This is a genomic window from Pectobacterium wasabiae CFBP 3304, assembly GCF_001742185.1.
GTDB classification, from domain to species: Bacteria; Pseudomonadota; Gammaproteobacteria; order Enterobacterales; family Enterobacteriaceae; genus Pectobacterium; species Pectobacterium wasabiae.
On record NZ_CP015750.1, the window covers coordinates 1323465 to 1337274 of the forward strand.

A 13810-nucleotide genomic window follows, 5' to 3' on the forward strand; every position below is an offset into this window, starting at 1 on the left:
TTCTGAATGCGCTGAAAGCCGAGTATCAGGACGTGACTATAAAATCTGTAGCCGCTGCTTCATCGTCATCACCTCATCCCCAACCACGGGCGTGATGCACAGATGAGAAAGCGCACTGCTGCGGAACGGGATGACCTGCGTGCGGCCGTCCAACTGTACAATTTGGTAGAACTGCGGCAGGTTGAAATTGATGAAGCTGGAACCATAAGTAAAGCGATCGTGCGAAGACGAATAGAAGCGGCTGACATCGCGCACCAGCTCTTCTTTGCTGCCTTCACAGTGGTGATACACTTCAACGCGATTTGACTCATCGAGAATATAGATATTAAAACCCTGATTCTCTGTCACATCTTCAAAGAAAAATTGGATGATCCCTTCGCTGGCGACACCATCAACGACTGCCGGTAAATGCACATGGTTGGTTTCAACCTGAACCGGCTGGCCTTGCAGTTTGTTGTTGGAAATCGCGCCATAAAATTCGACCGCGTTTTCCAATTTCTGCACCGAGACACTCAACCGCTCAAAGAACAGGCCCCAGGTTTGTCCCGCCACTTTCACGGCTTTGAAGCGCCCTGGTTCTTGCTGACGCGTACTGGTCAGGCGCAGCTCAATGCATTCGGAGACCAACTGCTGCACGCGGGTACGAATCAACCCACGCAGGTGCTGGCTGTAGCAGAACACTTCCAGTGATTCCGGCAACGCCGCATCCTGATGCATTTTGCCCAGAATGGTTTTTAACGCTTCCAACACCGCCTGCTCGCCGCTGAAATGCAGAGTACGGACTTCATTCCATGAGTTGCGATACAACAGATCGATGCTGCCGACCAGACACTGCTGCTGCTGGCCGAAGCTGAATACATCCAGATGGCGGAAATCGAAATGCACCACCTGATTACGGAAAGCCGCGGTCGGATCGTGTTCCAGATTAACGATAATCGCCAGATGACGAATTTCACACGGGCTATACAGCGCCTTCGGCGTAGGTGCAGGCAAACGCAGTGGGAAATGGCCAGCCACATCGTCCACCAGCGCTTGCAGACGCGTGATGTCACACAGCTCGTTGCCTTTAATATACAGGCGCGTGCTTGGCGTCAGCAGACCATTAAAATAGGCCCATGCCACAAGCTTGTTCAGATAGCGGTTATATTCCAGCGGCTGATGGCTGACGATCGCATCCATCGACGGAGCCTGATTATACAGATACCAGCCCGAACGATTCGCACGACCCGGCGGAACATAAATAAAGGTTAAATTCGGCTCCGATAAATCGGGCGAAATTTGTGGGTTCAGCAGGGTAACTTTACCCGGCAGCGCTTCAAACGCGGCATACAGTTTACGGGTCAATACACCGATATCCTGCGGGCTTGCGCTGACGCTCAGATTATTGCGGCGGGCGAAGCGGATCAGGTTGCGATAGGTCTGCATCATCGCATCCAGCAGCTCATTATGCGCTTCGCGTACCTGTTCAATTTTCCAGTTAGCGCGGTTATCCAGCATCGCCAGATGCTCGTCGCTCCAGCCCCATTCCTGTACTAGTTGGCTCAGAATCTGGCGACGCCAGCCAACGCAGGCTTGTTCTCTGGAGAGCTTCTCACACACTTTTAAATAGAAACATCGACGCGCCAGATCGAGACGCGTGGGATCGTTGATCGCCGTCAGATAGTGCGTCACGCGATCCAACATCATGCAGTAAGGATCAAGGCCGAAAGAGACGATCTCGCCGTCATGCAGACGCTTTTTGATTTCTGTTGAAAGCAGGCTGGTATCCGGGTATTCCCAGGAATAGGCTTCCAGCAGCAGCGTCTTCAGCACGGCTTTATACGGGGAATCGATACTTTTATAGAGCTGCCAAAGGCTCGCACCAAAATACTCTTCCGCCGACAGCGTGCTTAATCCGCCTAAATCCATCCACTCGTTCGGTGCCAGCGCCCCCTGAGAGTACAGCGACAGCACATATTCATCGTAGTGGGATTCTTCTTCGACCGGCACCATATTCCACAGAATACGTTTACCCGCCATACGCACAGCGGTGCGGTAAAATTCGTCGAGCAGCAGGATGTGTTGCATGGTGCCGCAGTCTTCACCGCTCAGGCTACCGCTTTCATTGTGGCGGAAACGGCTTTCATCCATCAGGAAGAAGCTGACCTCAGCGCCCTGCGCCGCAGCCCACTGCTCCAGCAGCGTACATTTTTTCTGTAGGAGTTGACGCTCTTCGCTATCAAGCCAGGATTGGTGGCACACCCAGATATCGAGATCGGAGCTACAGCTCTGCCCGATAGACGAGGTGCTCCCCATTGAATAGATGCCCGTGATCGGCAGCTCGCCCTGCGGATGAGAACTGTCAAACTGACCCCAGCGCAACGCGATGCCATCAAGGTACTGTTGCTGCTTTTCATCAGGCGTGTGAGTGCAGATACCGTGAGGCACCTTGCCTTCAAGGTAGCCGGGCATCAACGGGTGATGATGATGTAATAAAATGGGCAGAAGACTGTAAACCTGCTGAAAAGCGGGCTTCATTGCTCCCAGAGCACGGTCAACACGCAGTTGGTTGATCGCATCCAGTCTTTGCTTCAAAGTCTCGATGTAGAAGTACAAGACGCTTCGCCTGATTTATCCCAGTGCCTAGAAAAACCCCGTGTTCCAAACTCGCCAATGATAAAATTAGAAGAATGTTTGGCGAATTATTGCTGGAAACGTGATCAATTTAACACCTTGCTGATTGGGCGTAAAGAAAGTAAAGAAAGTTAGACTTATCTATCTTGCTTTATTGAGAATTTCTCTACCCGACTGCATCAGCCCGGCTTCCTTACTCGTCATACTTCAAGTTACATGTGCGTTGGCTGCGCTACTCGGTACACTTACGTGCACCTCGCCCCGTTGGGGCCGCTGCCAGCAGCGTTCAAATCTGCCTTTGGCAGATTTGTCACTCACCCGAATCACTTACTTGTGTAAGCTCATCGGGACTCCTTCGCTTGCCGCGTTATTCGGCCTTATGGCCTCACCCCTACGGGGTCAGCGCAAGCGCTGTTCAAAAACGCCTTGCCGTTTTTGTCCTGAAACTCGAATTATTTAGAGTATATCTAGATTTGCGGCACCCGAATTTCAGACCGTTTTAAAGGCGCGCCGCTAATGCCCACAACCTGACACCAACGCACCATCAGTGATACGATGGCGGAAAATGATAAAAACGGTATCAAGCATGTTAGCCAATATTATTAGAATTGCCACCCGACAAAGCCCGCTGGCCTTATGGCAAGCACGATATGTTCAGCAGCGTTTGAACCATCTCTACCCCGATTTATCCGTGGAGCTGGTGCCGATGGTGACCCGCGGTGACATCATTCTGGATACGCCACTGGCAAAGGTTGGCGGTAAGGGATTGTTTGTTAAAGAGCTGGAATTAGCACTGCTCGAAGGACGCGCCGATATCGCCGTTCATTCCATGAAAGATGTGCCTGTCGAGTTTCCCGATGGCCTTGGCCTGACCACCATTTGTGAACGTGACGACCCGCGCGACGCTTTTGTTTCCAATCATTACGACAGCCTCGACCAATTACCGGAGGGCAGTTGTGTCGGTACCTCCAGCCTGCGCCGCCAGTGCCAACTGCGCGCCCGACGTCCCGATCTGGTGATTCGTGATTTGCGCGGCAATGTCGGAACGCGTCTGTCAAAACTGGACAACGGCGAGTATGACGCCATTATTCTTGCCGTCGCGGGTCTGAAACGCCTCGGCCTTGAAGACCGTATCCGCAGTGCGTTAAGCCCAGAAGCGTCTCTGCCTGCCGTCGGACAAGGCGCTATCGGCATCGAATGCCGTTTGGATGACGATCGCATCCGCCAACTTCTTGCTCCACTCAATCATACCGATACTGCCGCCCGCGTACTGGCTGAACGCGCGATGAATGTGCGCCTTGAAGGCGGTTGTCAGGTGCCGATTGGCAGCTACGCCGAGCTGGAAGGCGATACGTTGTGGTTACGTGCGCTGGTTGGCGCACCGGATGGTAGCCAGATGATTGTTGGTGAACGTAAAGGAAACGTCGTTGACGCTGAAAAAATTGGCATTGCACTGGCTGAAGAGCTGTTAGCGAAAGGAGCCAGCACAATCCTTCAGGCCGTTTACCAAGGATCAAGCCCATCATGACGATTCTGGTTACCCGTCCGTCACCTACTGGCGAACAACTGGTGACCCGTTTAAGAAAGCTCGGCTATCACGCCTGGCACAGCCCGCTGATCGAGTTTTCGCCGGGACGAGAACTCGCGGGTCTGCCTGCACAATTACAGGCGCTGCACGCCGACGACCTGGTGTTTGCGCTCTCACAACACGCGATTCATTACGCCGATCCCATACTGACGCGCACGGGCACAAGCTGGCCGGCCCACCTTGCTTATTATGCCATTGGCCGCACGACGGCACTGGCGTTACATAAAATCAGCGCACACCCTGTCACCTATCCGCCTGAACGTGAAACCAGCGAAACGCTATTGCAACTCCCTGAGTTACAAGATGTTGCAGGGAAACGAGCGCTATTACTGCGCGGCAACGGCGGAAGGGAGCTACTGGGAGAAACGTTGACTGAGCGGGGCGCACAGGTAACCTACTGTGAATGCTATCAGCGCCGAGATGTTCACTATGATGGCTCGGAACAAAGCCGCCACTGGCAGCAAATAGGCATCGACAAACTGGTGATTACCAGCGGAGAAATGCTACAACGGATCTATACTTTAGTACCTGATTACTATCGGGCTTCCTGGTTACTTGGCTGCCAGTTGATCGTCGTTAGCGAACGACTGGCAGAACAGGCGCGTCAGCTCGGCTGGCATGATATCCGGATCGCCGATAACGCCGATAACGATGCGCTCGTGCGCGCACTACAATAAACCTGATCATGGGATGTACCATTATGACGGAACACCATACCCCCACAGCTCCATCCGACAAGGTTGCTGAACGGGTTGAACCCGCTCATCAGCAGCAAGATCCCGTACCGCAGCCCAAGCGCAGTGGTGCCGTGCTAGGGACGATCGCCATCGTGATTGCGCTGGCAATAGGCGCTGGCTTGTATTATCACGGCCACCAACAGGCACAACGGGAAACCGCTTCGCTTCAACGTCTGGAATCACAGCTAAACGCCTTGCAACAGCAGCACAAGCAGGAACAACAGCAGTGGCTGGACGCTCAACAGCAGCAAAGCAAAGCACAGGACACCGCCACACAACGCATTGATGCGCTAACGCGTCAATCAGATGCGTTGCGCGATAAGCTGGCGGCGCTTTCCAGCCATGACACCAATTCCTGGCTAATCGCTCAGGCAGATTTTCTGGTAAAACTGGCAGGACGTAAGCTGTGGAGCGATAAAGACGTCACCACCGCAGGCGCATTGCTGAAAAGCGCAGATGCCAGCCTGGCGGAAATGAACGATCCCAGCCTGATAGAGATTCGCCGCGCGTTGACCCACGATATCGGGGCGCTGGCTGGCGTTAGCCAGGTTGATTTTGACGGCATCATCCTGAAAGTAAACCAGCTCACCGACCAGTTGGACAACTTGCAACTCGCGGACAACAACGCCGATGAAGCACCGATGGACGCTAACAGCACCGAGCTATCCGCTTCGTTGAGTGAGTGGCGTCAAAATTTGAGCAAAAGCTGGCACAATTTCATGGCTGATTTCATCACCATTCGCCGCCGTGACAGCGCCGCTGAACCACTGCTGGCACCGAATCAGGATGTGTATCTGCGTGAGAATATCCGTTCACGTCTGTTGGTTGCCGCACAGGCCATTCCTCGTCACCAGAATGAAGTGTACAAACAGTCACTGGAAACGGCAGCAACCTGGGTTCGCGCCTACTTCAATACCACCGACCCCACGACGCAGGCCTTTTTGGATCAGCTCGATGCCTTAAGCCAACAGTCGGTTTCACTCGATGTCCCAGCCGAGTTACAGAGTCAGGCGCTGTTGGAAAAATTGATGCAAACGCGCGTTCGTAACCTACTGGCTCAGGCGCCAGCCACACAGCAGGGAGAGTGAGCATGTTGAAGGTCTTATTGCTGTTCCTGATCCTGGTCGCAGGCGTTGTAATCGGCCCGATCGTCGCAGGTCACCAAGGTTACGTTCTGATTCAGACGGATGACTATGACATTCGGACCAGCGTGACCGCTCTGGTTATTATGCTGGTGCTGTTTTTCCTCGCTTTTCTGGCGGTGGAGTGGCTGCTGCGCCGTATCTTTCGCACCGGCTCCCGCACGCGCGGCTGGTTCCTCGGCCGTAAACGCAGCCGTGCCAGAAAACAAACCAAAGCCGCGCTGCTCAAGCTGGCCGAAGGGGATTATTTACAGGTAGAGAAACTGCTAACTCGCAATGCCGATCATGCCGAGCAGCCCGTGGTTAACTATCTTCTGGCAGCCGAGGCCGCCCAGCAGCGCGGTGACGAATTCCGCACCAAGCAATATCTGGAGCGTGCCGCCGAAGTGGCAGATACCGATCAGCTCCCGGTAGATATTACGCGCGTGCGTATTCAGCTAGCGCGCAATGAAGATCATGCTGCACGTCACGGCGTAGACAAATTGCTGGAAGTCGCACCTCGCCACCCTGAAGTACTGCGTTTAGCGGAACAAGCTTTCCTGCGCACTCACGCCTATAGCGCACTGCTGGATATTCTGCCTGTGATGCGCAAGATCAATCTGTATCCTGAAGCGCGTTTGCTGGATCTACAGCAGCAGGCCTATATCGGCCTGATGAACCAGGCGATGGCGGATGGTGGCAGCGAAGGACTGAAATCATGGTGGAATAATCAGAGCCGCAAAGTGCGTCATGAGATCCCACTTCAGATCGCGATGGCTGAGCATTTGATCGAGTGTGACGATCATGATACTGCCCAGAAGATCATTCTCGATGGTCTCAAACGTCAATATGACGAGCGTTTGATCCTGCTGATGCCACGTCTCAAAGCCGGTAATCCAGAACAACTGGAAAAAATGCTGTATCAGTACATCAAGCAGCAGGGTGCAACACCGCTGTTAAACAGCACGTTAGGCCAGTTGCTGATGAAACATGGCGAATGGCAGCAGGCCAGTGATGCCTTCCGCACTGCATTAGAACAGCGACCAGACGCTTATGATTATGCCTGGCGTGCCGATGCGCTGGAACGGCTACATCTGCCGGATGAAGCGGCGCAAATGCGGCACGAAGGGCTATTGCTCACGCTACAACAATCAGCCCACTAACTACGGCATAATCCCTTCATAAGGCTCCTTCTTTGGGGCCTTATTATTTTTTATGTCTCGATAGCAGGCCGTGGCCAAGCATTTTCATCAGACGAAAAAAAACGCTTACCGATAAACGGTAAGCGTTGAAAATATCAGGTCTGTCAGACAACAGAATGGTGCCTCACTCAACGTTATGTCCGGAAAGCCCGATGGAGATTTGCATCTTCATCTGGAGTTGGACGATAGGCACCTCAAATTGGCTCTGCGTCATTCCCAGGATTATGAAGCCGAAGCAAGCATAGAAGGTGGAATGAGCATCTACCCGCTTATTTAAGCATAAATTATGCCAACATGCATAATTTTATTATTAACGCTTCATAAAATCATGATAACCAGCTAATAATAAATACTATTTTTATTTATTGGCGGGAAGAAAGGTCAAGACACTGTCGGCGACAAAAACGAGATCGGGCTCACAAAAACTGTCGCCATTCAGAGACGAATTTATCAAATAAAATATTAATCATTATTAATCAATAAATTAAATGTCTCTTTTTTGAGACATCAAGTACCCCCAAGTGTCGTGTTTTTCCGACAGTTCTATCAAAGTTGCTGATTCAACATGCTTAACCGAGCGCGGTAGCCATTACGAATATGCTGGCAGGCCGCTTCTTGTGCCGCATCCTTATCACGCCGTACTAATGCTTCCACAATCGCCTGGTGTTCACGCCTCGCCTCTTCGGTACGCTCCGGCGACTCATAGGTAGTTCCGCGCAGTAGCGACAGATGAATACGCAAGTTTTCCAGCATTTCATTTAGATACGGATTATGGGTTGCTCGATAAATCTGCCGGTGAAAAAGACGATTGTGATCGTGCAATTGCCGACTGTCAGTAAGCGTTTTCTCCACGTTAACCATATCCTGCAACAGCTCCAGTTCTTCCGTTGAAGCCGATGCCACGGCCAGTTCCATCGCCAACCGTTCCAACCCTTCACGCACGGCGAAAAGCTGACGCAGTCGCTCATAGCTGATCTGAGCAATCATCAGCCCGCGCTGAGGGCCCGGTTCCACCAATCCCAGCGCTTCAAGCCGGTGCAGCGCCTCACGAATCGGCGTGCGGCTGAGCCCAAATTGCTGTGCCAACCGTGTTTCCTGCAAACGTTCGCCAGGCAACAGTTCACCTTTCTCGATTGCGCGAATCAGTATCTCGAACGGCGACAACGCCAGCTCTTTGTCGTTAAGTGTTAAGTTCATAATCCCTTGATATCTGGTTGACGGTCAGTACGAGGCCATGCGCAGATGGATAAAACACCTCGCCTTTAGGCTGCTCACATGTGCACGCGGTGCCACGGATCGTCATGTATTGAGAAAAATTCAAGTTTGCCCGACGCCCTGCCTTTATCAAGCTGTCGTATCGCATATTTTGTGCTTAGCTTAGCGAAAAAGCGTCTTTGTCACCGAATGAGCGATTGAATATGCTTTCGTCACACACTGTATACAAATGCATTCAACAAGACAAAACGCGCATCCCAAGACCCGCTTGGCGGTACTGGCAATGTCATCGCGTTTTTGCCTAAGGAGTTCCTACGATGCCAGCTACACCGACGCTTCCTCGCGGCAACGCGCTCAGCCAGTTTATTCACACCGCACCTACGATGACAATCCCCGATGCCGTCTGGCATGAGGCTAAGCGAGCGCTCATTGACTATCTGGGCGTCGCTATTGGTGCGGTAGGGGATGATGCCGCCAACGCGGTTCAACGCGTTGCACAACGCTGGCAGGCGCAGGGCCATGCGCAAGTTATCCTCGGAACGAAAACCACTCCGGCACTGGCCGCGCTGATCAACGGCACACTTTCTCATGCAGCAGACTATGACGATACACATCCGGCTGGCGCGGGCCACCCTAGCGGCCCTTGCTGGTCTACTGCTCTGGCAATGGCGCAACACTACGGCGCAGATGAACGCACGACGCTGATCGCTTTTATTACCGGATTTGAAGTGATGGCCAGATTGGGAGGCGGTTGGGTGCCCGGTATAGGCCGCAGCCTGCAACGTCGCGGTTTTCATCCAACGTCGATTGTCGGGCGCGCAGGAGCCGCCGCGGTCGCCGCTTCCATTCTGCACCTTAATCCCCATGCCATCGCCAATGCACTGGGGGCGGCCGCAACCATGATGGGAGGATTACAGAAATCATCTGGCACGCACGGTAAACCGTTCCATGCAGGCAAAGCGGCAATGGATGGCATCACAGCAGCAGAGCTGGCGGATGAAGGCTTTATCGCCGCCCATCATTTTTACGAAGCCGATGGCTGGGTGCAAACCTTTGTGCAGGACGGCAGCGCCGTCATCCCGCCGCTCGATTTTGGCGACAGTTGGGAACTATTAGGTAACGGCTACAAGCTGTATGCCAGTTGCCGGGGAACCCACGCGTCCATCGAAACGGCGTGTAAACTCTACCCACAGTTGAAAGGCCGTGCTATCGCCCGTATTCATGCCAAAGTCCATCCGATGGGAATGGTGAACGCAGGGATCGCCAACCCGCAAAACCCACTGGAGAGCAAATTCAGTATCCCGCACTGCATTGCGCTGGCATTGAGCGGCTATCGTCTCAACGATAGGGACTTCACGCAGAACACCGTTGACGACCCGGCACCGCGCCAGTTGCTGTCGCGCTTACAGATCGACGCAGTAGAGGGGCAATCGGCCAGCTCCGCGTTTATCGACATCGAACTGGAAGACGGTGAAAAACTGCACGCGGAAACCGATGTGTATCGCGGTCATCCGCAAAATCCGCTGACCGACGCCGAGCTACGCGCCAAGTTTGACGCCCTGACCCTCCCCGTATTAGGGGAAGCCCGTAGCGATCGGCTCTATCAGGCAGCCTTCCACTTTGAGCAGCCAGGCTCTCTCGCTACTCTCACCGAGCTATTAGCGGGCTAACGCGCCTCCGTTCGACATAACCCATTCGACATAAAAAATCTCACGATAATAACAGGACGCTTTCATGACCATTGCCCGCCAGCTTGCCCATAATCTGCTGGAATTTTCTCGCCAGACGTTCCCTGCCGACGTCTTGGCACACGCACGAACCGCCATAATTGATACACTGGGCGTCACGCTTGCTGGGGGGGTTCAAGACGGCGCGCAAAAACTCAGAGCGGTGATCGTTCCATCAGCCGCCGTAGGGAAAAGCCGGATTTTCGGTACAGACCTCAAACTCAACGCGCTAGATGCTGCATTATTAAACGGCACATCCGCACATTTACTCGATTTCGACGATTCCAATTCCTGGCTGCACGGGCATATTTCCGTCGCCGTGCTCCCAGCCTTGTTGGCAGTGGCAGACGAGCAGGAAGCCAGCGGTGAAGCAATCCTACACGCCTATCTGTGCGGCTATGAAACTGCGGTACGCATGGGCAAAGCCGTCAGCCCTTTCCAGTATCGCAACGGCTGGCACCCGACAACTTCCGTCGGCATCTTCGCTGGCGTAGCCGCCTGCGCAGTCTTGTTGAAACTTAGCGAAGAGGAAACAGCGACCGCCTTTGCCATTACCGCGTCGCTGGCTTCCGGCATCAAATCCAACTTTGGTAGCCAGACAAAATCACTGGCGGTCGGTCACGCCAATCGTAGCGCCGTCATGGCGGTATTATTGGCGCGTCAGGGATACAGTGCGGGTGATACCGCGTTTGAACATCACCACGGCTATTTCAACGTCTACAACCGTGCCAATGAGAACTATGACACCACGCCGTTAACCGAACCCTGGTCTGCGCCATCCCACATTCTCGATCCTGTAAAAGGGAATAATTTTAAATACTTCCCCTGCTGCTACGCCATTCTGGCCCCGCTGGACGGGCTGCTGGCGCTGCGCGAAGAAACCGGCTTGCCCCCCGAATCGCTGGATCGAATTCAGATTGCCATCCACCCTATTCGCTTCCCGCACATCAACATTCCCGCACCGGATACGCCACTGGCAGGGAAGTTCAGCCTGCACTATTGCATCGCCCGCGCCTGGGTACAGGGGAAGTTGACGTTGGACGACTTTATTGACGAGGCTGCGCTGCACGATCCCACGACACAATCACTGATGGCACGTGTTGAACTGATCTGTCACGACGAGAGCACCACACATACCGCACACGTCACACTGGTGACGCACGACGGACAGACCTATCATCATCGTGTGGCAGGCGCGCTAGGCTCCAGTGCAGAGAATCCGTTGCCGGACAATCTGATTGCGGAGAAGTTTATCGACTGCGCCAGTCAGGTTTTGTCGCACACCGAGGCACTGGCGTTGTATCAACGGCTGCTGCACGACGATTATCGTTAACAGCAGAAAGGATGCTTGATAGGCATTAATCGCATCGGGCATTATCATTTTTTGCATCGTCTGTTTAACCATCCGCGATACAGGGATAGCCTTCACCATGTTGCATCTTGTTCCACCCGACATTTCGCCGATCTTTGCCGGTATCCTGATCTTTTGCAGCTTTTTGACGTCTGCGTTAACGGCAGCGCTGGGGCTGGGCGGCGGCGTCACGCTGCTTGCAATCATGGGATTGGGTATGCCAGTCAGCAGTCTGCTACCGGTTCACGGTATCGTCCAGCTCGGTTCCAACCTGAGCCGCAGCCTGATTCAACGTTTGTATATTGTCTGGCCGCTGGCGCTGTGGTTTTTTATCGGCAGCGTCATTGGCATCGCGCTGGGTGCGCCCGTCGCCGTCTGGCTCCCAGACAGTGTGGCAAAAATCGCGCTGGCCAGTTTCATTCTGTGGTCGGTTTTCCGTAAACGTACTACGCCAAAACCGGTTAACCGATTGTTCTTCATTCTGGGTGGTGCACTCACCAGCCTTGGCACCATGGTCGTCGGTGCAACAGGCCCAATGGTCGCTGGGTTGATCAGTTCGCAAGGGGTAACTAAAAAGCCGCTGATCGCCACGCATGCGCTCTGCATGGTGTTACAACACGGCCTAAAGATATTGGCATTCGGAATGATGGGATTTGCCTATCACGACTGGCTGCCGATGCTGGCTGCAATGATTGTCAGCGGTGTATTGGGCACCTGGTTAGGTACACGACTGCTGGATAATTTGCCCGAAAAACTCTTCCGCACCACCTTTCGCCTCACCATGCTGCTCCTCAGCGCGCAGCTCATGTGGCAAGGCGTACAAGGACTGATCGCTCGTTAACCTCCCCTCTGTGCCTTGCTTATCGCGCAAGGCACCGCTCTCTTTTCTCCTTCGCATCATCCCCAAAATAGCTATATCCATTATTCAGCTTTAGATAGAGAAATATGCTATTTGCCATTTGCAAGCAACATTGAGAACATTTGTATACAAAAGAACGCATCACAATAAAAACAATTAATTACAACAAATTAGCCCTTGGGTAATTCGAGTTGCAGGCAGCTTGAAATCTGACGGGCACAAAACAACACCGACCATTCTGAGGATACTTATGCTGCGAAAACTACTCTCATTGACGACCGCCACTGCGCTAACTTTAGGGGGGCTTCTGCTGCCTGTTGCTCACGCCAATGCCGCTGATGCAGGAAACGGCGAGACGCTCAAAAAGATCAAAGCACGCGGTGAGCTGGTTTGCGGCGTACACCCCGCGCGCCACGGTTTTTCCGCGATTGATAGCAAAGGACAGTGGACCGGACTGGACGTCGATTATTGCCGCGCGTTAGCCGCCGCTATTTTTGGCGATGCCAGCAAAGTACGTTTTGCCGCCCTTTCCACCGCGCAGCGTTTCCCGGCAATTCAGTCGGGTGAAGTGGACGTGCTATCACGCAATATCACCGCCGATTTATCTCGCGACACCTCGCTTGGGTTGAACTTCGCCCCGCCGACGTTCTATACCGGAACCGGCTTCATGGTGCGCACCAGTGCCAATGTGAAAAAGGTAGAAGATCTGGACGGCGCGACCGTCTGCATCACGCCGGGTAGCAGCACCGAACGCAACGTCGCGCAGATTTTTGCGTCACGCAACCTGCATTACACCCCGGTGGTTATTGAGAACAATAAAGAGTACGTCGCGGCCTATCTGTCTGGGCGTTGCGACGTCATCGCTCGCGATAAAGTCGCCCTGCCCGGCGTGCGTACCTTTGATGCGGAAAAACCGTCAGACCACGTGATTCTACCGGGGATTTACTCAAAAGAGCCGCTGGCAATGGCGGTTCGTCAGGGCGATGACCAGTGGTACGACATCGTCAAATGGGTGGTTTACGCCACGTTCAACGCGGAAGAGATGGAAATCGGCCAACAGAACGTAGACAGCAAACTCAAATCGACAGACCCGGATGTACAGGCACTACTTGGGACCACCGGAGACTATGGACAAAAGCTGGGGCTGAATAACCAGTGGGCTTACAACCTGATTAAGCAGGTGGGAAATTACGGCGATATTTATAACCGTCATTTCGGGCCAGACACCCCGGCACCGCTAGAGCGCGATCTGAATAACCTCTGGACGAAAGGCGGTCTGCTCTACGGCCTGCCCATTCGTTAATTCACCACACTGTTGGCATCAGCTCGGAAAGATTCGGGCTGATGCCATACCGCCATATTCAGACACTACCGTCATTGGGTGTGTTGAGAATCGG

General features: G+C 53.5%; 10 protein-coding genes. 8 read left to right on the forward strand and 2 right to left on the reverse strand.

What is annotated here, in order from left to right; all coding sequences use genetic code 11:
• Positions 1 to 36: 36 nt before the first annotated feature.
• Positions 37 to 2595 (reverse strand): class I adenylate cyclase, encoded by a 2559-nt coding sequence (locus A7983_RS05970; RefSeq protein WP_005969198.1) that lies wholly within the window; start codon positions 2593 to 2595, stop codon positions 37 to 39.
• 604 nt (positions 2596 to 3199) lie between these two features.
• On the opposite strand from A7983_RS05970, the gene hemC reads away from it, so the two are divergent.
• From hemC to hemY, 4 genes are read left to right on the forward strand one after another with little or no spacing between them, the layout of a single operon-like run.
• The gene (gene hemC, locus A7983_RS05975; protein WP_005969197.1) at positions 3200 to 4141 is read left to right on the forward strand and encodes a hydroxymethylbilane synthase; all 942 of its coding nucleotides are present in this window, start codon (positions 3200 to 3202) and stop codon (positions 4139 to 4141) included.
• Entirely contained in the window at positions 4138 to 4878 is a 741-nt protein-coding gene (hemD, locus tag A7983_RS05980; protein ID WP_005969195.1) for a uroporphyrinogen-III synthase, read from the forward strand. The genes hemC and hemD overlap by 4 nt, the downstream gene beginning before the upstream one ends.
• A 23-nt stretch (positions 4879 to 4901) precedes the next feature.
• Entirely contained in the window at positions 4902 to 6026 is a 1125-nt protein-coding gene (hemX, locus tag A7983_RS05985) for a uroporphyrinogen-III C-methyltransferase (protein ID WP_005969193.1), read from the forward strand.
• A 2-nt stretch (positions 6027 to 6028) separates the two neighbouring features.
• Positions 6029 to 7222, forward strand: coding sequence for a protoheme IX biogenesis protein HemY (gene hemY / locus A7983_RS05990; RefSeq protein WP_005969190.1), 1194 nt, complete (start codon positions 6029 to 6031; stop codon positions 7220 to 7222).
• Positions 7223 to 7807: 585 nt separating this feature from the next.
• On the opposite strand, the gene A7983_RS05995 is transcribed toward hemY, so the two are convergent.
• Positions 7808 to 8458 carry a GntR family transcriptional regulator gene (locus tag A7983_RS05995; RefSeq protein WP_005969186.1) on the reverse strand — a complete coding sequence of 217 codons (651 nt, stop codon included), beginning with the start codon at positions 8456 to 8458 and terminating at the stop codon, positions 7808 to 7810.
• 335 nt (positions 8459 to 8793) lie between these two features.
• Between A7983_RS05995 and A7983_RS06000 the strand changes: the two genes are divergently transcribed.
• The 4 genes from A7983_RS06000 (at position 8794) to A7983_RS06015 (ending at position 13716) form a co-directional block, all read left to right on the forward strand.
• A complete protein-coding gene (locus A7983_RS06000) occupies positions 8794 to 10146 on the forward strand; it encodes an MmgE/PrpD family protein (RefSeq protein ID WP_005969184.1) in 1353 nt (450 codons plus the stop codon).
• A 64-nt stretch (positions 10147 to 10210) separates the two neighbouring features.
• Positions 10211 to 11536, forward strand: coding sequence for an MmgE/PrpD family protein (locus A7983_RS06005; protein WP_005969182.1), 1326 nt, complete (start codon positions 10211 to 10213; stop codon positions 11534 to 11536).
• A 97-nt stretch (positions 11537 to 11633) separates the two neighbouring features.
• Complete coding sequence (locus A7983_RS06010; protein WP_005969179.1) at positions 11634 to 12395, forward strand: sulfite exporter TauE/SafE family protein; 762 nt, start codon at positions 11634 to 11636, stop codon at positions 12393 to 12395.
• Between the two features lie 268 nt (positions 12396 to 12663).
• Entirely contained in the window at positions 12664 to 13716 is a 1053-nt protein-coding gene (locus A7983_RS06015) for an amino acid ABC transporter substrate-binding protein (protein WP_005969175.1), read from the forward strand.
• The last annotated feature ends 94 nt before the right edge of the window (positions 13717 to 13810 follow it).

What these genes read in the sequence shown, in the direction of transcription:
- hemC (WP_005969197.1), top strand. Translation starts at nt 3,200, where the DNA reads ATGTTAGCCAATATTATTAGAATTGCCACCCGACAAAGCCCGCTGGCC.
- hemD (WP_005969195.1), top strand. Translation starts at nt 4,138, where the DNA reads ATGACGATTCTGGTTACCCGTCCGTCACCTACTGGCGAACAACTGGTG.
- hemX (WP_005969193.1), top strand. Translation starts at nt 4,902, where the DNA reads ATGACGGAACACCATACCCCCACAGCTCCATCCGACAAGGTTGCTGAA.
- hemY (WP_005969190.1), top strand. Translation starts at nt 6,029, where the DNA reads ATGTTGAAGGTCTTATTGCTGTTCCTGATCCTGGTCGCAGGCGTTGTA.
- A7983_RS05995 (WP_005969186.1), bottom strand. Translation starts at nt 8,458, where the DNA reads ATGAACTTAACACTTAACGACAAAGAGCTGGCGTTGTCGCCGTTCGAG.
- A7983_RS06000 (WP_005969184.1), top strand. Translation starts at nt 8,794, where the DNA reads ATGCCAGCTACACCGACGCTTCCTCGCGGCAACGCGCTCAGCCAGTTT.
- A7983_RS06005 (WP_005969182.1), top strand. Translation starts at nt 10,211, where the DNA reads ATGACCATTGCCCGCCAGCTTGCCCATAATCTGCTGGAATTTTCTCGC.
- A7983_RS06010 (WP_005969179.1), top strand. Translation starts at nt 11,634, where the DNA reads ATGTTGCATCTTGTTCCACCCGACATTTCGCCGATCTTTGCCGGTATC.
- A7983_RS06015 (WP_005969175.1), top strand. Translation starts at nt 12,664, where the DNA reads ATGCTGCGAAAACTACTCTCATTGACGACCGCCACTGCGCTAACTTTA.